Raw genomic sequence first — 19543 nt, 5'->3', positions numbered from 1 at the left:
TCAACCGCTATACCCGCGCGAAGCGCTGCGGTTCCCGCAGCATGATATCCCAGCCGGAAACGCACCACGAGCCGGATAGGAAAAGCAGGATGAGCCTGATTCGGCTTGTATACGCCAGCAAAAGCCGGCTGGTCGACGCCAACCGCCGCGAAGAGCTCGACAGGATCCTGGCGAGCGCACGCCGGCTCAACGAACAGAATGGGATCACCGGTTTCCTGCTGGCCACGGACGGCGCCTTCGCCCAGGTGCTCGAAGGACCCGAAGCGGGCGTCGCCGAAACCTATGGCAGGATCGTGATCGACCCGCGCCACACGGCCCTTCGCCTTCTCGCCCAGGAATCGATCGTGGAGCGCAGCTTCGCCGGCTGGGCGATGGGTGTCGCCGAGCGCAACGAGACGACGAACTTCATCTTCGGGCTCTACGGCATCACCCCCGAACAGGATCTGCCGGCTCAGCCGCTCGACGTTCTCGTCGATCTCGCCCGCGAGCTGGCCCAGCAACCCGCCTAAGCTTTCGCAAACGAAAAAGGGCGGCCATTCCGGCCACCCTTTCCGGTCTCGATGCTGCCCCGGGCGCTCAGGTCGTGAAGAAGCTCTGCGTCCCATGCGCCTCGATGGCTTCGGCGAGGCGGCTGAGCGCATGGACATAGGCGGCGGTGCGCATCGCGATGCCCTTCTCCTGCGCCACCGTCCAGATCGCACGCCCCTCGCGCTCCATGATGTCACGCAACCGCTCATGGATCTCCGGCAGCAGCCAGTAGAAGCCCTGCCGGTTCTGCACCCACTCGAAATAGGAGACGGTGACGCCGCCGGCATTGGCAAGGATATCGGGCAGCACGGTGATGCCGCGCGCCTCGAGAATCGCATCGGCCTCGGGCGTGACCGGCCCGTTTGCCAACTCCAGCACGACACGCGCCTTGACGCTGTCGGCATTGCCTTCATGGATCATGTTCTCCAGCGCCGCCGGCACCAGCAGATCGCAATCGACGCCGACGAGGTCATCGGCTCCGATCTGGCGATGACCGCCCTCGCCCGCCGTGACCGTGATCGACTGCCCGTTCTCCTTCGCCGCGATCAGCCGGGCCAGCTCGAGACCGTCGGCGCAGGCGACGGCGCCGGCAGAGTCGGAGACGGCAACGATGCTGTGCCCATCTGCCGCCAGTAGCCTGGCGATGAACTGTCCGGCATTGCCGAAGCCCTGGATCGCCACGCGCATCCTGTCGCCGAGACCGAGATCGCCTCGCAGATGCCTGACCAGGTAATAGCCGCCGCGCGCCGTCGCATCGTTGCGGCCGAGCGACCCGCCGAGGGCGATCGGCTTGCCGGTGATCACGGCCGGTACGGCCTCGCCCACGATCTGGGCATATTCGTCGGCCATCCAGCCCATGATCATCGCGTTGGTGTAGACATCAGGCGCGGGAATGTCGCGATCGGGACCGATGGTTCGGGCGAAGGCCTGGATATAGGCGCGCGACAGCCGCTCGAGCTCCGCCTTCGAGAGCTGACGAGGGTCGACCTGCACGGCCCCCTTGCCGCCGCCATAGGGCAGGTTCATCACGGCGCATTTGAAGGTCATCCAGAAGGCCAGCGTCTCGACCTCATCGGCGGTCGAGGACGGATGGAAACGGATGCCGCCCTTGGTCGGTCCACGCGTGTCGTCGTAGCGGCAGCGCCAGGCCAGGAAGGATTTGCGCGAGCCATCATCCATCCGGATCATCAGCCGGACCTTCGTCGTCTCGCGGGCGAATTTCAGCTTCTCGATGACATCCGGATCGACGTTGAGATGTTTCGCAGCGGCGTCGAGCCGTACGAGCGCGTGATCGAGAAGGTTGTCATCCGCCATGATGCGATCCGTCCTAGAGGCTAAAATACAGGCACCCGCTTAAATTCCAGGCAGCCGATGCACAAGCGAAGGAAGGGCGTATCGCACCTGCGAAAACCGGATAGGGTCCCAGAACGGAAAAAAGGCGGCCTTGCGGCCGCCTTTTCCGAAACAGGAATGGAAACGCCGATCAGGCGGCTTCGTCTTCCGCCGTGAACACGGGGCCGGAATCCTTCCCCTTGGCCTCGACGTCGCGGTCGACGAACTCGATGATCGCCATCGGAGCGTTGTCGCCGAAGCGGAAGCCCGCCTTCATGATGCGGAGGTAGCCGCCGTTGCGCTCCTTGTAGCGCGGGCCGAGGACCGCGAAGAGCTTGCCGACCAGCTCGATGTCCTTGATCTGGGCGATGGCCTGACGGCGGGCATGCAGGTCGCCGCGCTTGCCGAGCGTGATGAGCTTCTCGACGACCGGACGCAGGTCCTTCGCCTTCGGCAGCGTGGTGGTGATCTGCTCGTGCTTGATCAGGGCCTGGGCCATGTTGGCGAACATCGCCTGGCGATGCTCGGCCGAGCGGTTGAAACGACGACCGCGGAAACCGTGACGCATTGTTTGGCTCCTTCGTTGCTTACGGCCGCCGTGCCACGGTACGGCCGTTCGTTATGCTCCGGCTCGCATGAGCCGGGCGAAAAGGCGCAGGCCAAGCCTGCGCCGTCTTTTCTCAGTAGTGCTCTTCGAAGCGCTTAGCGAGCTCTTCGATGTTCTCCGGCGGCCAACCCTGAACGTCCATGCCCAGGTGCAGGCCCATGGTGGCGAGCACTTCCTTGATCTCGTTCAGCGACTTGCGGCCGAAGTTCGGGGTGCGCAGCATCTCGCCCTCGGACTTCTGGATGAGGTCGCCGATATAGACGATGTTGTCGTTCTTGAGGCAGTTGGCCGAGCGGACCGAGAGCTCGAGCTCGTCGACCTTCTTGAGCAGCGCAGGGTTGAAGGGCAGCTGCGGCGCGGCCGAGACGGCCTCTTCCTTGCGCGGCTCCTCGAAGGTGATGAAGACGGCGAGCTGATCCTGCAGGATGCGGGCGGCGAGCGCCAGCGCGTCCTCAGGGCTGACCGAGCCGTTGGTCTCGATCGCCAGCGTCAGCGAATCCTTGTCGAGGTTCTGGCCCTCGCGGGTGTTCTCGACGCGGTAGGAGACCTTCTTGACCGGCGAATAGAGGCTGTCGACCGGGATCAGGCCGATCGGCGCGTCCTCGGGACGGTTCTGCTCGGCCGGGACATAGCCCTTGCCGGTGTTGACCGTGAACTCCATGCGGATCTCGGCCCCGTCGTCCAGCGTGCAGAGCACGAGGTCAGGGTTGAGGATTGACACGTCGCCGATGGTGTTGATGTCACCGGCGGTGACGGCGCCCGGACCCGACTTGCGCAGGGTCATGCGCTTCGGTCCCTCGCCTTGCATCTTGATGGCGATCGCCTTGATGTTGAGGACGATGTCGGTGACGTCCTCACGGACGCCCGGGATCGAGGAGAACTCGTGCAACACGCCGTCGATCTGCACGGCGGTGACGGCCGCACCCTGCAGCGAGGAGAGCAGCACGCGACGCAGCGCGTTGCCGAGCGTCATGCCGAAGCCGCGCTCCAGCGGGCGCGCCACCACGGTGGCAAGGCGCTTCGGGTCGTCCCCGACCTTGACTTCGAGCTTGTTCGGCTTGGAAAGATCCTGCCAGTTCTTGCTGATCACGACCGCACTCCTGGTGCTGAATTCATCTGGCGGCCGAAAGCCGCCCCGGACAGGCGCCCGCCCCTGCGGGCGCCTCTTCGACGCTCAGGCGTCAGACGCGACGACGCTTGCGCGGGCGGCAGCCATTGTGCGGGATCGGCGTGACGTCGCGGATCGAGGTCACGGTGAAGCCCGCAGCCTGCAGCGCGCGCAGCGCCGACTCGCGGCCCGAACCCGGACCCGTCACCTCGACCTCGAGGGTGCGCATGCCATGCTCCGCAGCCTTGCGGGCAGCATCCTCAGCCGCGACCTGGGCGGCGTAGGGGGTCGACTTGCGCGAGCCCTTGAAGCCCATCGTGCCGGCCGAGGACCAAGAGATCGTGTTGCCCTGCGCGTCGGTGATGGTGATCATGGTGTTGTTGAACGAGGCGTTCACATGCGCGACGCCGGAGACGATGTTCTTGCGTTCGCGACGGCGGACGCGGGTGGCTTCCTTGGCCATGGTTCTCTTTCTTCCATCCTTCAGGCGCGCCCGTCATTCCAGGCGCTGGGGATACCGGCTGCCCCGTCAAGGGCCAGCCGGCGAATAGACAGCGGGCCGGATCATCGGCCCGCCGAAACTCACTTCTTCTTGCCGGCGATCGGCTTCGCCTTGCCCTTGCGGGTACGGGCGTTGGTGTGGGTGCGCTGACCACGAACCGGCAGCGAGCGGCGATGACGCAGGCCGCGATAGCAGCCGAGGTCCATCAGGCGCTTGATGTTCATGGTGACTTCGCGGCGCAGATCGCCCTCGACGAGGTAGTCGCGATCGATCGTCTCGCGGATCTGCAGCACTTCGGCGTCGGTCAGCTGGTTGACGCGGCGCTCGTCGGCGATGCCGACCTTCTCGCAGATTTCCTTGGCCTTGGCGGCGCCGATGCCGTGGATATACTGCAGGCCGATGACGACGCGCTTGCCGGTGGGAATGTTGACGCCCGCAATACGAGCCATGGTCTCTTCTCCATGTCGGCCGACATGCCCGATGGCATCCCGGCGGTGAAAATGATCCTGCGTCCGGTGGAGGCCGGCCCGTGCAGGACGTTGAACGGCTCCACGCGATAACGCGACGTCGCCCCTTCTCGCGAAGGTAGCGGCATCGCTCCCATGGAACCGGATGGCGGCTCGTTAACGGGTTGTTCGTCCCGAGTCAACCCGGCGCAACCAAGAAACATGCCAAGGCCTGCCCGGTCCCCCGTGGCCGGCCTTGGCGAGCCTCATGCGCCCTACTTCTTCACGAGGTTGCACTTGCTCTCCGAAAGCGGCGGGATGATCTCCGCCGCCGGGATCTTGCGGACGACCTTGAAGTAATCCCATGCGGCTTTCGATTCCGCAGGCTTCTTCACCTCGACCAGCAGCATGTCGTTCATCAGCCGGCCGTCCTCGCGGATCTTCGCGCCGGGCGCATAGAAGTCGTCGACCGGCATCTCCCGCATCTTCGCCGCGACGGCGGGACCGGCGGCGGTGCCGGCCGCCTTCACCGCCTTCAGATAATGCAGGACGGAGGAATAGACGCTGGCCTGGATCATGCCCGGCATCTTCTTGGTCCGCGCCATGTAGCGATCGGCGAAGGCGCGGCTGGCCTTGTCCGCGTCGTGGTAATAGGCCGTGGTTGTGATCAGCCCCTTGGCCTTGTCGAGGCCGAGGCCATGGACGTCGCTGAGCACGACGACCATCGCCGCCAGCTTCTGGCCGCCATCGACGAGGCCGAACTCGCCCGCCTGCTTGATCGAGTTGATCGTGTCGGTGCCGGCATTGGCGAAAGCGACGATCTTGGCCTTCGATGCCTGGGCCTGCAGCAGGAAAGACGAGAAGTCGGGTGTCGATAACGGGGCCCGCACCGTACCCAGGGTCTTGCCGCCATTGGCCGCGATGATCGCCTCGATATCGGCCGTGAGCTGGTGGCCGAAGGCATAATCGGCCGCGATGATGTACCAGCTGTCGCCGCCCTCGCGCAGGATCGACAGAGCCGTCCCCTTCGCCGAGGTCGTAGTGTCGAAGGTCCACATGAAGCCGGTGGGCCCGCAATCCTCGTTGAACAACCGCGTCGTCGCCGGCCCGTTATAGAGCGCGACCTTCTGGCGCTCCTTGGCGATGCCGGCCACTGCCAACGCGACGGCGGAGTTGGTCAGGTCGGCGATGGCGGTGACGCCGTCCGCGTCATACCAGCGCCTGGCAAGCCCCGCCGCAATGTCAGGCTTGTTCTGATGATCGGCGGCGATGATCTCGATCGGTTTGCCGAGCACGGACCCGCCGAAATCCTCGATCGCCATCTTTGCCGCCTCGACCGAGCCCAGCCCGCCGAACTCGGCATAATTGCCGGACTGATCGTTGAGGATCCCGATCTTGACCGCATCTTGCGCCCGCGCCGCCGCCGGCATCAGCGCCAGCGTGCCCGCGACCAGCCATGCACCCCATCTCGTCATGCGCCTGCTCCCTGTCCTGCACCGGACCGGAAAGCCGTCTCGCCTTCCGGTCGACGGATGCTTCACGCCGCTTGGCACGGCCTGCACACAGCACATCCGGCAGGGGCCGGCCTGTCAACGCACGGGCGGGCCGAGAAACGGCAAAGGCAAGCGCGCAAAAACGCACGGCAAAGAAAAACCCGGACAGGCAAGGCCTGTCCGGGTCTTGATGCATGGGATCGCGGGGTACTCAGCCTTGTGCGGCGACCGAAAGCGCCCTGGCAATCGCTTCCGAGACGTCATCGATCGGCTGCATGCCGTCGATCGGCGTAAGCTGGCCACGCTTGTCGTAATAAGGCGCGACCACGGCGGTATCGCGGTTATAGGCCTCGAGCCGGGTCTTGAAGACCTCCGGATCGTCGTCCTTGCGCACCGGCTGTCCGGCTGCCCTCGCCTCCTCGGCGCGGCGAACGATACGGTCCACGAGCTTCGACTGGTCGACCTTGAGCTCGAGCACGGCATCAAGCTTGAGCCCCTTGCCGGCCAGCATCTCGTCGAGCGCCTCGGCCTGCGCCAGCGTGCGCGGGAAGCCGTCGAGGATGAAGCCCTTCTTGGCATCCGCCTCTTCGATGCGGTCGGCGACGATGCCGATGACGATCTCGTCCGAGACGAGCCCGCCGGCATCCATCACGGCCTTGGCCTTCTGCCCGACCGGCGTTCCGGCGGCGACGGCGGCACGCAGCATGTCGCCGGTCGAGAGTTGCGGAATGCCGTGCTTCGCGACGATGCGCGCCGCCTGAGTGCCCTTGCCCGCCCCCGGCGGCCCCAGGAAAATCAACCGCATCTTATCTCCGCGCTCCTCGCAACTTGGCCTTCTTCACCAGCCCCTCGTACTGATGGGCCAGCAGATGCCCGTGGACCTGCGCCACGGTATCCATCGTCGTCGTCACCACGATGAGCAGCGAGGTGCCGCCCAGCAAAATGATCGGGATCTGAGCATAGGTGATCATGAACTCGGGGATAAGGCAGACGATCGTCAAATAACCTGCGCCGAGAACGGTGATGCGGGTCAGGATGCGATCGATATGCTCGGCGGTGCGCTCGCCCGGCCGGATACCCGGCATGAAGCCGCCATGCTTCTTGAGGTTGTCCGCCGTCTCCACCGGATTGAACACGATCGCGGTGTAGAAGAAGCAGAAGAAGATGATCAGCGCCGCATAGAGGAACATGAACAGCGGCCGGCCATGGGCGAGATAGGTCGCGATCGTCGACAGGAAGCCCGTGCCACCCTGCGCCTGCGAGAAGCTGGCAATGGTCGTCGGCAGCAGCAGGAGCGAGGAGGCGAAGATCGGCGGAATGACGCCCGAGGTATTGAGCTTCAGCGGCAGGAACGAGGTCTGGCCCTCATACATGCGGTTACCGACCTGGCGCTTCGGATAGTTGATCAGCAGCCGCCGCTGGGCGCGCTCCATGAACACGCAGAAGGCGATGACGCAGATCGCCATCACTAGTATTCCGAGCAGCAGCCCGGTCGAGATCGCACCCTGCCGGCCGAGCTCGAGGGTCTGGGCGAGCTGGGCCGGGAACTCGGCGATGATGCCCGCGAAGATGATCATCGAGGTGCCGTTGCCGATGCCGCGGCTGGTGATCTGCTCACCGAGCCAGAGCAGGAACATCGTGCCGCCGACCAGCGTGATCGTGGTCGAGAGCAGGAAGAAAGGACCCGGCTCCAGCACGAGGTTACCCGAACCCTGGAGACCCACGCCGATCGCGTAGGCCTGGAAGACGGCGAGCACCAGCGTGAGGTAGCGCGTGTACTGGTTGAGGATCTTGCGGCCCTGCTCCCCTTCCTTCTTCAGCGTCTCGAAGGTCGGCACGACGCTGGAAAGAAGCTGGATGATGATCGAGGCCGAGATGTACGGCATGATCGCCAGTGCGAAGATCGCGAGCCGGCCGACGGCGCCGCCCGAGAACATGTTGAACAGGCCGAGCACGCCGGACTGGCTCTGCTGCCGGAACAGATCGGCCACCGCATCCGGATTGATGCCCGGCAGCGGGATATAGGTGCCCAGCCGGTAGACGATCAGCGCGCCCAGCGTGAACCAGATGCGCTTCTTGAGTTCGTCCGCCTTGGCGAGCGCCCCGAAGTTGAGGTTTGCCGCTAGCTGTTCAGCCGCCGATGCCATGCGTCGGATCCCCGGATCTCAGTCGATATTGAAGCACGCCGTCGGCTGAAGTCGCGGTGCGAATTTCAGGGGCGTACTGTGCGTCAAACAGTCGAACGGCGGCCAAGGCGCATGGCCCGGCCGCCGTTCGCAAACGTCATGTAGGCGTTCGGATCACGCCTGTGAAGCGGCGGCCAGGATCTTGACCGAACCGCCGGCCTTCTCGATCGCGGCAACGGCCGACTTGGACGCACCGGCGACCTCGAAGGCGAGCTTCGTCTTGAGCTCGCCCTGGCCGAGGATCTTGACGCCGTCCTTCGCCTGGCGAGTGATGACGCCGGCGGCGACGAGCGCCTCGACGGTCACGGCGCCCTTGGCGTCGAGCTTGCCGGCCTCGACGGCCTGCTGGATCCGGCCGAGGTTCACCTCGTTCAGATCCTTGCCGAACAGGTTGACGAAGCCACGCTTCGGCAGGCGACGATAGAGCGGCATCTGGCCGCCTTCGAAGCCCTTGACCGCCACGCCGGCGCGAGCCTTCTGGCCCTTGACGCCACGCCCGCCGGTCTTGCCCTTGCCGGAGCCGATGCCGCGGCCGACGCGGATGCGCGACTTGGCCGCGCCTTCGTTGTCACGAATCTCGTTGAGTTTCATGGTGTCGCCCTCCTCACTTCGCGTCGACGACGCGCACGAGGTGCTTGACCTTCTCGACCATGCCACGCACCGCGGGGGTGTCCTGGAGGGTCGAGCGGCGGCGGATCTTGTTCAGGCCGAGACCGATCAGGGTCTGGCGCTGGGTGGAGTCGCGGCGGATCGGGGAGCCGATCTGCTCGACGGTCAGGGTCTTCTCAGCCTTTGCCATCGAACCCTCCTCACGCTTCCGCGGCCGCATCCGCGCCGGCGTCGCGGCGACGGGTCTGCAGGGCCGAAACCTTGAGCGAGCGACGAGCCGCGACCGAGCGCGGGCTGTCCTCGTTCTTCAGCGCGTCAAAGGTGGCGCGCACGAGGTTGTACGGGTTGGAGGAACCGAGCGACTTCGACACGACGTCCTGCATGCCGACCGCCTCGAAGACGGCGCGCATCGGACCGCCGGCGATGATGCCGGTACCGGCCGGAGCCGCGCGCAGCACGACCTTGCCGGCGCCGTGACGGCCCTGGACGTCGTGATGGAGGGTGCGGCCCTCGCGCAGCGGGATGCGGACGAGGCCACGCTTGGCGGCTTCGGTCGCCTTGCGGATCGCCTCGGGAACTTCACGGGCCTTGCCGTGGCCGAAGCCGACGCGGCCCTTCTGGTCGCCGACGACGACGAGCGCGGCGAAGCCGAAGCGACGACCACCCTTCACCACCTTGGCGACGCGGTTGATGTGGACGAGCTTGTCCACGAATTCGGAATCGCGCTCTTCGCTATCCCGACGCTCACGCGGCTCTCTAGCCATGTGTCTGTCCTCTTACTTGCGCGGACGAAGGCAAAGCCTCGCCGCTCGCTCGAGCCTGACCCCGTGCCTCATTGCGCGGGGAAGCTGAGCATCGGACCGAAAAGTGGATGCCACCTTTCGGAAGACTCCGATGCTCCAAGCACCAATCGATCATCGCGACTGCGTCCGTTCGGACGCGCCATGATCGAAAAACGAGTACCGCCCGGCCGGCGCGCGAACGCCGGCCGGGCGAAACCCGATAACCTCAGAAGCTGAGGCCGCCCTCGCGGGCCGCATCGGCCAGCGCCTTGACGCGGCCGTGGTACATATAGGGGCCGCGATCGAAGACCACTTCCGTCACGCCGGCCTTGACCGCGCGCTCGGCGACGATCTTGCCGATCTGGGCGGCGGACTCGACATTCGCGCCGGACTTGATGTCCTTGCGCAGGTCCTTGTCCAGCGTCGAGGCGGAAGCGAGGGTGACTCCCTTCACGTCGTCGATGACCTGGGCGTAGATCTGCTTGCCGGTGCGGTGCACCGAGAGGCGCGGACGACCATTGGCAACCGCCTTGATCGCGCGGCGGACGCGGGCCTTGCGGCGCGCAGTCGCATCGTTCTGCTTGCTCATCGCTGGCGTCCTTACTTCTTCTTGCCTTCCTTGCGGAAGATGAACTCGCCGGCGTACTTGACGCCCTTGCCCTTGTAGGGCTCGGGGCCGCGGTACTCGCGGATCTCGGCCGCAATCTGGCCGACGACCTGCTTGTCGATGCCGGCGACGACGATCTCCGTCGGCTTCGGCGTCGTGATCGAGATACCGGCCGGGATGTCGTAGTCGATGTCGTGACTGTAGCCGAGCGACAGCTTCAGCGTCTTTCCGGCAACGGCGGCGCGATAGCCGACGCCGTTGATTTCGAGGCGCTTCTCGAAGCCGGCGGTGGTGCCGATCACGAGGTTGTTGATGCGGGCGCGCGAGGTGCCCCAGAGCGCGCGGGCGCGCTTCGACTGCGAACGCGGCTGCACCGCGATCGCGCCGTTCTCCATGGCGACCGAGACGTCCTCGGGCACCTCGAAGGAGAGCTCGCCCTTCGAGCCCTTGACCTTGACGAGCTGGCCGGTGACCGAGGCGGTGACGCCTGCGGGAACCGAAACCGGCTTCTTACCGATACGAGACATTGGATTTCTCCTGAAGATGAGCGGCGCCTGACGGGTCAGAAGACCCGGCAGAGCACTTCGCCGCCCACGTTCTGCTCGCGGGCCACATGATCGGCCATCACGCCCTTCGGGGTCGAGACGATCGTCACGCCGAGGCCGTCGGCCACGCGCGGCATGGTCTCGACCGACGAATACACGCGCCGGCCGGGCTTCGAGACACGGGAGATCGACCGGATGACCGGCTGTCCCTCGTGATACTTCAGCTCGATGTCGAACTCGGTCCGGCCGTTGCCGAACTCGGTCGTCGAGTAGCCGCGGATGTAGCCCTCGGTCTGGAGCACGTCGAGCACGCGGGCGCGCAGCTTCGAGCCGGGGGTGGACACGCGGGACTTGCGGCGCATCTGCGCATTGCGGATGCGGGTCAGCAGATCGCCGAGCGGATCAATGACTGCCATTGTTCCTGTCCTCCTTACCAGCTCGACTTCACGAGGCCGGGAACCAGCCCCTTGTTGCCGAGTTCACGCAGCGCGACACGCGACATCTTCAGCTTGCGATAGAACGCACGCGGACGGCCCGTCACCTCGCAACGATTGCGGATGCGGTTCTTGGCCGAGTTGCGCGGCAGTTCGGCGAGCTTCAGGCGAGCGAGGAAGCGCTCGTCCATCGGCTGGCTTTCGTCATTGGCGATCGCGAGAAGGCGAGCCCGGCGGCCGGCGAACTTCTTCACCAGCTTCCTGCGACGCTCGTTGTTCTCGACGGAGCTTTTCTTAGCCATCGATCTCTCCTGGTTTCCGCGTTTGAACGGTCAGTTCACTGCCGGAACGGGAAGTTGAAGTGCTTGAGCAGGGCGCGTGCCTCGTCGTCCGACTTCGCAGTCGTGCAGACGATCACGTCCATGCCCAGGACCTGGTCGACCTTGTCGTAGTTGATCTCGGGGAACACGATGTGCTCCTTGATCCCGAGCGCGAAATTGCCGCGCCCGTCGAACGACTTCGGGTTCAGGCCCCGGAAGTCGCGCACCCGCGGAAGCGCGATGGTGACGAGCCGGTCGACGAACTCGTACATCCGCGTCTTGCGCAGCGTGACCTTGCAGCCCACCGGCATGTTCTCGCGCAGCTTGAAGCCGGCGATAGCCAGGCGGGACTTGGTGATGACCGGCTTCTGGCCGGCGATGAGGGCGAGATCGCCCGCGGCGTTGTCGACCTTCTTGCGGTCGGCCGTCGCCTCGCCAACGCCCATGTTGATGACGATCTTCTCGATCGTCGGCACTTCCATGGCGTTCTTGTAGCCGAATTCCTTGATCATCGCGGGACGAACGACGTCCTCGTAATGCTTCTTCATGCGCGGCGAGAGAGCCGCCTGCTGAGCCTCAGCCATCGATCAGATCCCCCGAACGCTTGGCGAAACGAACCTTGCGGCCGTCATCGAGCACCTTGAAACCGACGCGGGTCGCCTTGCCGTCCTTCGGATCGGCGATGGCGATGTTCGACAGGTCGATCGTCGCTTCCTTGCTGATGATGCCGCCCTCGGACTGCGGGGACTGCTTGGTGTGGCGCTTCACCAGGTTGACGCCACGAACGACGGCACGGCCGTCCTTCGGCAGGACCTGGAGAACCTCACCCGCCTTGCCCTTGTCGCGGCCGGCGAGCACGACGACCTTGTCGCCCTTCTTGATCTTCGCAGCCATCACAGCACCTCCGGCGCCAGCGAGATGATCTTCATGTGGTTCTTGGCGCGCAGCTCGCGCGGAACCGGTCCGAAGATACGGGTGCCGACCGGCTCCTTCTGGTTGTTGATCAGCACGGCCGCATTGCGGTCGAAGCGGATCACCGAACCGTCGGGGCGCTTGACGTCCTTGGCGGTGCGCACGACGACCGCCTTCATGACGTCGCCCTTCTTCACGCGGCCGCGCGGGATAGCTTCCTTGATCGAAACGACGATGATGTCGCCGACACCGGCGTACTTGCGCTTCGACCCGCCGAGAACCTTGATGCACATCACACGACGGGCGCCGGAGTTGTCGGCGACGTCGAGATTCGTCTGCACCTGGATCATGGCCTTGATCCTTCCAAATAGTATCAGGCGGTTTCCCGGGCGGCCTCAGCGCTGGCCGGGACTACGACTGACGGGGGTCGATCGCCCCCTGGCCTCAAACAAAACACGATCCGCAAAAGTGGTTTCCACCTTTGCGGAGAACATGCCCGGCTTCTTCCCTGCCCCGCCCTGCCCCTGATTCGGGGCCGGGCGAAGCCGTTCCCGACTTACGCCTTGGGAGCGTCGTCGAGGACAACCCAGCTTTTCAGCTTGGAAATCGGCTTGGACTCCTCGATCCACACCGTGTCGCCGACCTTGAACGTCCCCGCCTCGTTATGGGCGTGATAGTTCTTCGTACGGCGAACCGTTTTCTTGAGGAGCGGGTGCGTATAACGCCGCTCGACCTTCACCACAACAGTTTTGTTCTGCTTGTCGCTGACGACGACGCCCTGCAGTACGCGCTTAGGCATTTTTCTCTCCTCACGCGCTCGCGGCAACGGTCTTCGACCGCTGCAGCGTCTTGATGCGGGCGATGTCCTTGCGCACCTCGTTGACGCGCGCGGTGTTCTCGAGCTGGCCCGTCGCCTTCTGGAAGCGCAGGTTGAACTGCTCCTTCTTCAGCTTGAGCAGCTCGTCCTGGAGCTGGTCCGTGCTCATCGCGGTGAGGTCGGACTGACGCTTGGTGCTCTTCATCTCGCCCTCCCTTACTCGGCGATGCGCTGGATAAAGCGGGTCTTGATCGGCAGCTTGGCGGCGCCGAGACGGAGCGCCTCGCGGGCGATCTCCTCGGACACGCCGTCGAGCTCGAACATGATCCGGCCCGGCTTGACCTTGGCCGCCCAGAACTCGGGCGAACCCTTGCCCTTACCCATGCGGACTTCGGTCGGCTTCTTCGAAACCGGCACGTCGGGGAACACGCGGATCCAGACGCGGCCGACACGCTTCATCGCGCGGGTGATGGCGCGGCGGGCGGCTTCGATCTGCCGGGCGGTGACACGCTCGGGCTCCTGGGCCTTCAGGCCGAACTGGCCGAAGTTGAGGTCCGTGCCGCCCTTGGCGACGCCGTGGATGCGTCCCTTGAACTGCTTGCGGAACTTGGTGCGTTTTGGTTGCAGCATGGCTCTTCTCGATCAGCCTTACGCAGCCTGCTCGCGACGATCGCGATCGCGGTGATCACGGTCACGGCCGCCGGAACGGCCGCCCTCGTCGGAGAGGCGCTTGTCCTGGGCCATCGGGTCGTGTTCCAGGATCTCGCCCTTGAAGATCCAGACCTTGATGCCGCACGTCCCGTAGGTCGTGAAGGCGGTCGCCGTGCCGTAATCGACGTCGGCGCGCAGCGTGTGCAGCGGCACACGGCCCTCGCGATACCACTCGAGGCGGGCGATCTCGGCGCCACCGAGGCGGCCCGAGCAGTTGATGCGGATGCCCTCGGCGCCGAGACGCATCGCCGACTGCACGGCGCGCTTCATGGCGCGACGGAAGGCGACGCGGCGCTCGAGCTGCTGGGCGATCGAGTCGGCGACGAGCGTCGCGTCGATCTCGGGCTTGCGCACCTCGACGATGTTGATCGTCACGTCGGCCTTGGTGAGCTTGGTGACCTCCTTGCGGAGCTTCTCGATGTCGGCACCCTTCTTGCCAATCACCACGCCCGGGCGAGCCGAGTAGATGGTGACGCGGCACTTCTTGTGCGGACGCTCGATGATGATCTTCGAGACGGCAGCCTGCTTCAGCAGCTTCATCAGGGCGGCGCGGATCGCCATGTCCTCATGCAGCAGCTTGCCGTACTCGCCCTTGTTGGCGAACCAACGCGAGTCCCAGGTACGGTTGATGCCGAGGCGCAGGCCGATCGGATTGATTTTCTGACCCATCGTTCTCTCCTCAGGCCTGCGCGGCAGCAGCCTGCTCGCGCACCACGATCGTGATGTTCGAGAACGGCTTCATGATACGGGCGCCACGGCCGCGGGCGCGGGCGTGGAAACGCTTCATGACCAGCGCCTTGCCGACGAAGGCCTGCGCGACGACGAGATCGTCGACGTCGAGATCATGGTTGTTCTCGGCGTTGGCGATCGCGCTCTGCAGGCACTTGCGAACGTCGGTCGCGATGCGCTTGCGGGAGAACTCGAGATCGGCGAGCGCCGTCGCGACCTTCTTGCCACGGATCAGCTGAGCGACGAGGTTCAGCTTCTGCGGCGAGACGCGCAGGTTGCGGGCGACCGCAACCGCTTCGTTCTCAGGCAGCGCACGGGGGGCGGATGCTTTACCCATGGCTTACTTCCTCTTCGCCTTCTTGTCGGCAGCGTGGCCGTGGAAGGTGCGGGTCGGCGAGAACTCGCCGAACTTGTGACCCACCATCTCCTCGGACACGGACACCGGCACATGCTTCTGGCCGTTGTAAACGCCGAACGTCAGACCGACGAACTGCGGCAGGATCGTGGAGCGACGGCTCCAGATCTTGATGACTTCATTACGGCCCGAGGTCCTGGCGACCTCGGCCTTCTTCAGGAGGTATCCGTCGACGAACGGACCTTTCCAAAGCGAACGCGCCATGACGGACCTCAGTTCTTCTTCTTGCGGGCGTGACGGCTCGACACGATGAACGTATCGGTCCGCTTGTTCGAGCGGGTCTTCTTGCCCTTGGTCGGCAGACCCCACGGCGTAACCGGATGACGGCCACCGGAGGTACGGCCTTCACCACCGCCATGCGGATGGTCGACCGGGTTCATCGAGACGCCGCGGTTATGCGGACGACGGCCGAGCCAGCGCGAGCGACCCGCCTTGCCGTCGTTCCGGTTCATGTGATCCGGGTTCGAGACGGCGCCGACGGTGGCGTAGCACAGGCCCGAGATCAGGCGCTGCTCGCCCGAGTTCAAGCGAACGATGACGTAGCCCTGGTCGCGGCCGACGATCTGGGCGTAGTTGCCCGCGGACCGCGCCAGCGCACCACCCTTGCCGATCTTCAGCTCGACATTGTGGACGATCGTGCCGATCGGCAGCGAGCCCATCGGGGCCGCGTTGCCGGGCTTCACGTCGACATTGTCGCCGGCCAGCACGGTGTCACCGACAGCCAGGCGCTGCGGCGCCAGGATGTAGGACTGCTCGCCGTCCTGATACTTGATCAGGGCGATGAAGGCCGTGCGGTTCGGATCATACTCGATCCGCTCGACGGTCGCCGGGATGCCGGCCTTGCCACGACGCTTGAAGTCGACGAGGCGCAGCGTGCGCTTGTGGCCACCGCCGCGGAAGCGGACGGTGATACGGCCGAGATTGTTGCGGCCGCCCGAGGACGACTTGCCCTCGGTCAGCTTCTTGACCGGCTTGCCCTTGTAGAGCTCGCTGCGGTCGACGATCACGAGCTGGCGAAGGCTCGGCGTGATCGGCTTGAAGTGTTTCAAAGCCATGATGGCGATCCTTCCCTCAGAGGCCCGTGGTCACGTCGATCGAGTGGCCCTCTTCGAGGGTCACCACGGCCTTCTTGACGTCCGAGCGCTGGCCGAGGCGGCCACGGAAGACCTTGACCTTGCCTTCGGTGACGATCGTGTTGACGCTCTTGACCTTGACGTCGAAGAGCTTCTCGATCGCCGCCTTGATCTGCGGCTTGGTCGCGGTGCGCGCAACCTTGAACACGACCTTGTTGTGCTCGGAGAGCGTGGTCGCCTTCTCGGTGATGACCGGCGCCACGATTACATCGTAGTGGCGCGGGTCCAGGTTCTTGGCGGACTGGCTCATTTGAAGCGCGCCTCCAGCGCATCGACAGCCGCGCGCGTCAGGACGAGCTTGTCGCGACGCAGGATGTCATAGACGTTGATGCCCTGAACCGGCAGCACGTCGACGTTGGGGATCGAGCGAGCGGCCAGGCCGAAGTTCGTATCGATCTCGGCGCCGCCGACGATCAGCGCGCTCGACAGGTCGAGCTTGCCGAAATGGCCCAGCAGCACCTTGGTCTTCGGCTCGGCGAGCTTGGCATCGTCGATGACGATGATGCCGGCATCCTTCGCCTTGGCCGAGAGCGCGTGGCGCAGAGCCAGCGCACGGACCTTCTTCGGCAGCTCATGGGCGTGGTCGCGCACGACCGGACCGAAAGCCTTGCCGCCGCCGCGGAACTGCGGAGCCGAAGCCGCGCCGTGGCGAGCGCCGCCGGTGCCCTTCTGCTTGTAGATCTTCTTGCGGGTGCGGTCGACTTCCGAGCGGCCCTTGGACTTATGGGTCCCGGCGCGGCGCTTGGCGAGCTGGTAGCGGACCATGCGGGCGAGCAGGTCGGCGCGCGGCTCGAGGCCGAACACGGTATCCGACAGCTCGACCGAACCGGCCGATTTGCCCTCGAGAGTGGTGATATCGAACTTCATCACGCGTTCTCCTCAGCCTGGGCCGCAGGAGCCTCTGCCTTTGCCTCGCCGGCAACCTTGAACTTGCCCGGCAGCGGCGCATCCTTCGGCAGAGCGCGCTTGACGGCGTCACGGACATGGATCCAGCCGCCGGCGACGCCGGGAACGGCGCCCTCGACGAGGATCAGGCCGCGCTCGACATCCGTCTGGACGACGCGCAGGTTCTGCGTGGTCACGCGCTCGGCACCGAGATGGCCCGGCATCTTCTTGTTCTTGAAGGTCTTGCCCGGGTCCTGACGGCCACCGGTCGAACCGATCGAGCGATGCGACACCGAAACACCGTGCGTGGCGCGCAGACCACCGAAGTTCCAGCGCTTCATGCCGCCGGCGAAGCCCTTGCCGGTGGTGGTGCCGGAGACGTCGACGAACTGGCCGACGACGAAGTGGTCCGCGGTGAGCTCGGCGCCGACCGGGATCAGCGCGTCATCGCTGACGCGGAACTCGACGATCTTCTGCTTCGGCTCGACCTTGGCGACGGCGAAATGGCCGCGCTGCGCCTTCGAGACGTTCTTGACCTTGGCCAAGCCCGACCCGAGCTGCACGGCGGAATAGCCGTTCTTCTCGATCGTGCGATGCGCGACCACCTGGCAGTTGTCGAGCTTCAGCACGGTGACGGGAATGTGCTCGCCGGCATCCGTGAAGATGCGGGTCATCCCGACTTTCTGTGCAATCACACCGGAACGCATCGGTGCATACCTTCTCTTGGGGTCATGTCCATCCGGGGTCGCCGGAAACAGAGGACCCGTTTAATCGGATCCGAAGATGATCGGACGAAACGGATACCGGTTCGTCCTTCAGACCATCTCCGACTTAAAGCTTGATTTCGACGTCGACACCGGCGGCGAGATCGAGCTTCATGAGAGCGTCGACCGTCTGGGGGGTCGGATCGACGATATCGAGAACCCGCTTGTGGGTCCGCATCTCGAACTGCTCGCGCGACTTCTTGTCGATGTGGGGCGAGCGGTTGACCGTGAACTTCTCGATGAGCGTGGGCAGCGGGATCGGTCCGCGGACCTGGGCGCCCGTCCGCTTCGCGGTCGACACGATCTCGCGGGTCGAAGCGTCGAGGACACGGTGATCGAACGCCTTAAGGCGGATCCGAATGTTCTGACCGTTCATGGTCTATTTTCTCCGTGACGTGAAAAGGCGAAGGCCCCGAAGAGCCCTCGCCCCTCACGAAAACGCGTTACGCGATGATCGAAGCGACGACGCCTGCGCCGACGGTGCGGCCGCCTTCGCGGATGGCGAAGCGCAGCTTCTCTTCCATCGCGATCGGGGCGATCAGCGTCACCTCCATCGAGATGTTGTCGCCCGGCATCACCATCTCCGTGCCTTCCGGCAGCGAGACCACGCCGGTCACGTCCGTCGTGCGGAAGTAGAACTGCGGGCGGTAGTTGGTGAAGAACGGCGTGTGACGGCCACCCTCTTCCTTCGTCAGGATGTAGGCCTCGGCCTTGAACTTCGTGTGCGGCTTCACCGAGCCCGGCTTGCACAGCACCTGGCCGCGCTCGACGTCCTCGCGCTTCGTGCCGCGCAGCAGCGCGCCGATGTTGTCGCCAGCCTGGCCCTGGTCCAGCAGCTTGCGGAACATCTCGACGCCGGTCACCGTCGTCTTCTGCGTGTCCTTCAGCCCGACGATCTCGATTTCCTCGCCGACCTTCACGATGCCGCGCTCGACGCGACCCGTCACCACCGTGCCGCGACCCGAGATCGAGAACACGTCTTCGACCGGCATCAGGAACGGCTGGTCGACCGGACGCTCCGGCTGCGGGATGTAGTCGTCCACCGTCTTCATCAGCGCGATCACCGCGTCATGGCCGATCTCCGGCGTGACGTTGTCCAGCGCAGCCTTCGCCGAGCCCTTGGTGATCGGGATGTCGTCGCCGGGGAAGTCGTACTTCGACAGAAGCTCGCGGATCTCCATCTCGACCAGCTCGAGCAGCTCCGCGTCGTCGACCAGGTCGACCTTGTTCATGAACACCACCAGCGCCGGAACGCCGACCTGGCGCGCCAGCAGGATGTGCTCGCGGGTCTGCGGCATCGGGCCGTCCGCCGCCGACACCACCAGGATCGCGCCGTCCATCTGCGCCGCGCCCGTGATCATGTTCTTCACATAGTCGGCGTGGCCGGGGCAGTCGACATGCGCGTAGTGACGGTTCGGCGTCTCGTACTCGACGTGCGCCGTCGAGATCGTGATGCCGCGGGCCTTCTCCTCGGGCGCCTTGTCGATCTGGTCATACGCCGTGAACGACGCACCGCCAGACTCAGCCAGAACCTTCGTGATCGCAGCCGTCAGTGACGTCTTGCCATGGTCAACGTGACCAATCGTTCCAATGTTGCAGTGCGGCTTCGTCCGCGAAAACTTCTCTTTGGCCATCGTAGCCTCCGTTCAATCTCTCAGTGTTCAGTCGAAGGTTCTGG

General features: G+C 65.0%; 31 protein-coding genes. 1 reads left to right on the top strand and 30 read right to left on the bottom strand.

From position 1 onward, the window contains the following. Positions 1 to 89 precede the first annotated feature (89 nt). Positions 90 to 509 (top strand): BLUF domain-containing protein, encoded by a 420-nt coding sequence (locus CE453_RS13540; RefSeq protein ID WP_157733031.1) that lies wholly within the window; start codon positions 90 to 92, stop codon positions 507 to 509. Between the two features lie 67 nt (positions 510 to 576). Here CE453_RS13540 and CE453_RS13535 read toward each other — a convergent pair whose 3' ends face one another. The 30 genes from CE453_RS13535 to tuf all read right to left on the bottom strand — a co-directional run bounded on the left by CE453_RS13535 (position 577) and on the right by tuf (position 19499). After that, positions 577 to 1842 (bottom strand): Glu/Leu/Phe/Val family dehydrogenase, encoded by a 1266-nt coding sequence (locus CE453_RS13535; RefSeq protein ID WP_089175065.1) that lies wholly within the window; start codon positions 1840 to 1842, stop codon positions 577 to 579. Positions 1843 to 2011: 169 nt separating this feature from the next. Then, a complete protein-coding gene (gene rplQ / locus CE453_RS13530) occupies positions 2012 to 2428 on the bottom strand; it encodes a 50S ribosomal protein L17 (RefSeq protein ID WP_089175064.1) in 417 nt (138 codons plus the stop codon). A gap of 112 nt (positions 2429 to 2540) precedes the next feature. Further along, positions 2541 to 3557, bottom strand: a complete 1017-nt coding sequence (locus CE453_RS13525) for a DNA-directed RNA polymerase subunit alpha (RefSeq protein WP_089175063.1) — start codon at positions 3555 to 3557, stop codon at positions 2541 to 2543. 91 nt (positions 3558 to 3648) lie between these two features. Beyond that, the gene (rpsK, locus tag CE453_RS13520; protein ID WP_038365430.1) at positions 3649 to 4038 is read right to left on the bottom strand and encodes a 30S ribosomal protein S11; all 390 of its coding nucleotides are present in this window, start codon (positions 4036 to 4038) and stop codon (positions 3649 to 3651) included. 119 nt (positions 4039 to 4157) lie between these two features. Further along, positions 4158 to 4526 carry a 30S ribosomal protein S13 gene (rpsM, locus tag CE453_RS13515; RefSeq protein ID WP_089175062.1) on the bottom strand — a complete coding sequence of 123 codons (369 nt, stop codon included), beginning with the start codon at positions 4524 to 4526 and terminating at the stop codon, positions 4158 to 4160. Between the two features lie 272 nt (positions 4527 to 4798). Continuing rightward, positions 4799 to 5998, bottom strand: coding sequence for an ABC transporter substrate-binding protein (locus tag CE453_RS13510; RefSeq protein WP_089175061.1), 1200 nt, complete (start codon positions 5996 to 5998; stop codon positions 4799 to 4801). A gap of 229 nt (positions 5999 to 6227) precedes the next feature. After that, positions 6228 to 6821: an adenylate kinase gene (locus tag CE453_RS13505; RefSeq protein WP_089175060.1), complete on the bottom strand. Its 594-nt coding sequence runs from the start codon at positions 6819 to 6821 to the stop codon at positions 6228 to 6230. Position 6822: 1 nt separating this feature from the next. Next, the gene (secY, locus tag CE453_RS13500; protein ID WP_089175059.1) at positions 6823 to 8163 is read right to left on the bottom strand and encodes a preprotein translocase subunit SecY; all 1341 of its coding nucleotides are present in this window, start codon (positions 8161 to 8163) and stop codon (positions 6823 to 6825) included. Between the two features lie 153 nt (positions 8164 to 8316). Continuing rightward, positions 8317 to 8793 (bottom strand): 50S ribosomal protein L15, encoded by a 477-nt coding sequence (rplO, locus tag CE453_RS13495; protein WP_089175058.1) that lies wholly within the window; start codon positions 8791 to 8793, stop codon positions 8317 to 8319. 13 nt (positions 8794 to 8806) lie between these two features. After that, complete coding sequence (gene rpmD, locus CE453_RS13490; RefSeq protein WP_089177880.1) at positions 8807 to 9001, bottom strand: 50S ribosomal protein L30; 195 nt, start codon at positions 8999 to 9001, stop codon at positions 8807 to 8809. 10 nt (positions 9002 to 9011) lie between these two features. Further along, a complete protein-coding gene (gene rpsE, locus CE453_RS13485) occupies positions 9012 to 9575 on the bottom strand; it encodes a 30S ribosomal protein S5 (RefSeq protein WP_089175057.1) in 564 nt (187 codons plus the stop codon). Positions 9576 to 9819: 244 nt separating this feature from the next. Beyond that, complete coding sequence (gene rplR, locus CE453_RS13480; protein ID WP_089175056.1) at positions 9820 to 10182, bottom strand: 50S ribosomal protein L18; 363 nt, start codon at positions 10180 to 10182, stop codon at positions 9820 to 9822. Positions 10183 to 10193: 11 nt separating this feature from the next. After that, positions 10194 to 10727, bottom strand: a complete 534-nt coding sequence (gene rplF, locus CE453_RS13475; RefSeq protein ID WP_089175055.1) for a 50S ribosomal protein L6 — start codon at positions 10725 to 10727, stop codon at positions 10194 to 10196. A gap of 35 nt (positions 10728 to 10762) precedes the next feature. Further along, complete coding sequence (gene rpsH, locus CE453_RS13470; RefSeq protein ID WP_089175054.1) at positions 10763 to 11161, bottom strand: 30S ribosomal protein S8; 399 nt, start codon at positions 11159 to 11161, stop codon at positions 10763 to 10765. Between the two features lie 14 nt (positions 11162 to 11175). Continuing rightward, the gene (gene rpsN / locus CE453_RS13465) at positions 11176 to 11481 is read right to left on the bottom strand and encodes a 30S ribosomal protein S14 (RefSeq protein WP_089175053.1); all 306 of its coding nucleotides are present in this window, start codon (positions 11479 to 11481) and stop codon (positions 11176 to 11178) included. 35 nt (positions 11482 to 11516) lie between these two features. Continuing rightward, positions 11517 to 12083: a 50S ribosomal protein L5 gene (rplE, locus tag CE453_RS13460; protein ID WP_089175052.1), complete on the bottom strand. Its 567-nt coding sequence runs from the start codon at positions 12081 to 12083 to the stop codon at positions 11517 to 11519. Next, entirely contained in the window at positions 12076 to 12393 is a 318-nt protein-coding gene (rplX, locus tag CE453_RS13455) for a 50S ribosomal protein L24 (RefSeq protein WP_047582043.1), read from the bottom strand. Before rplX ends, rplE begins: the two co-directional genes overlap by 8 nt. After that, positions 12393 to 12761, bottom strand: a complete 369-nt coding sequence (gene rplN / locus CE453_RS13450; protein WP_089175051.1) for a 50S ribosomal protein L14 — start codon at positions 12759 to 12761, stop codon at positions 12393 to 12395. The genes rplX and rplN overlap by 1 nt, the downstream gene beginning before the upstream one ends. Positions 12762 to 12967: 206 nt before the next feature. Further along, a complete protein-coding gene (gene rpsQ, locus CE453_RS13445; protein WP_089175050.1) occupies positions 12968 to 13210 on the bottom strand; it encodes a 30S ribosomal protein S17 in 243 nt (80 codons plus the stop codon). 10 nt (positions 13211 to 13220) lie between these two features. Further along, on the bottom strand, positions 13221 to 13433 hold the full coding sequence (gene rpmC, locus CE453_RS13440; RefSeq protein ID WP_089175049.1) for a 50S ribosomal protein L29: 213 nt from the start codon (positions 13431 to 13433) through the stop codon (positions 13221 to 13223). An 11-nt stretch (positions 13434 to 13444) separates the two neighbouring features. Then, positions 13445 to 13858 carry a 50S ribosomal protein L16 gene (gene rplP / locus CE453_RS13435; protein ID WP_089175048.1) on the bottom strand — a complete coding sequence of 138 codons (414 nt, stop codon included), beginning with the start codon at positions 13856 to 13858 and terminating at the stop codon, positions 13445 to 13447. A gap of 18 nt (positions 13859 to 13876) precedes the next feature. After that, positions 13877 to 14608, bottom strand: coding sequence for a 30S ribosomal protein S3 (gene rpsC, locus CE453_RS13430; protein ID WP_089175047.1), 732 nt, complete (start codon positions 14606 to 14608; stop codon positions 13877 to 13879). Between the two features lie 10 nt (positions 14609 to 14618). Beyond that, a complete protein-coding gene (gene rplV / locus CE453_RS13425) occupies positions 14619 to 15005 on the bottom strand; it encodes a 50S ribosomal protein L22 (protein WP_089175046.1) in 387 nt (128 codons plus the stop codon). Between the two features lie 3 nt (positions 15006 to 15008). Continuing rightward, positions 15009 to 15287 (bottom strand): 30S ribosomal protein S19, encoded by a 279-nt coding sequence (rpsS, locus tag CE453_RS13420; protein ID WP_055730182.1) that lies wholly within the window; start codon positions 15285 to 15287, stop codon positions 15009 to 15011. An 8-nt stretch (positions 15288 to 15295) separates the two neighbouring features. Next, complete coding sequence (rplB, locus tag CE453_RS13415) at positions 15296 to 16138, bottom strand: 50S ribosomal protein L2 (RefSeq protein WP_089175045.1); 843 nt, start codon at positions 16136 to 16138, stop codon at positions 15296 to 15298. 16 nt (positions 16139 to 16154) lie between these two features. Beyond that, entirely contained in the window at positions 16155 to 16466 is a 312-nt protein-coding gene (locus CE453_RS13410) for a 50S ribosomal protein L23 (protein WP_089175044.1), read from the bottom strand. Continuing rightward, complete coding sequence (gene rplD / locus CE453_RS13405) at positions 16463 to 17083, bottom strand: 50S ribosomal protein L4 (RefSeq protein WP_089175043.1); 621 nt, start codon at positions 17081 to 17083, stop codon at positions 16463 to 16465. Before rplD ends, CE453_RS13410 begins: the two co-directional genes overlap by 4 nt. Beyond that, positions 17083 to 17808 (bottom strand): 50S ribosomal protein L3, encoded by a 726-nt coding sequence (rplC, locus tag CE453_RS13400; RefSeq protein ID WP_089175042.1) that lies wholly within the window; start codon positions 17806 to 17808, stop codon positions 17083 to 17085. The genes rplD and rplC overlap by 1 nt, the downstream gene beginning before the upstream one ends. A 124-nt stretch (positions 17809 to 17932) precedes the next feature. Further along, complete coding sequence (rpsJ, locus tag CE453_RS13395; protein ID WP_038365384.1) at positions 17933 to 18241, bottom strand: 30S ribosomal protein S10; 309 nt, start codon at positions 18239 to 18241, stop codon at positions 17933 to 17935. Positions 18242 to 18308: 67 nt separating this feature from the next. Further along, positions 18309 to 19499, bottom strand: coding sequence for an elongation factor Tu (gene tuf / locus CE453_RS13390; RefSeq protein ID WP_089175029.1), 1191 nt, complete (start codon positions 19497 to 19499; stop codon positions 18309 to 18311). Between the last annotated feature and the right edge of the window lie 44 nt (positions 19500 to 19543).

The sequence above is a fragment of the Bosea sp. AS-1 genome (assembly GCF_002220095.1).
Lineage (GTDB): Bacteria > Pseudomonadota > Alphaproteobacteria > Rhizobiales > Beijerinckiaceae > Allobosea.
Note: the sequence above shows the minus strand (reverse complement) of the source record. Positions and strands in the feature narration are given on the sequence as shown.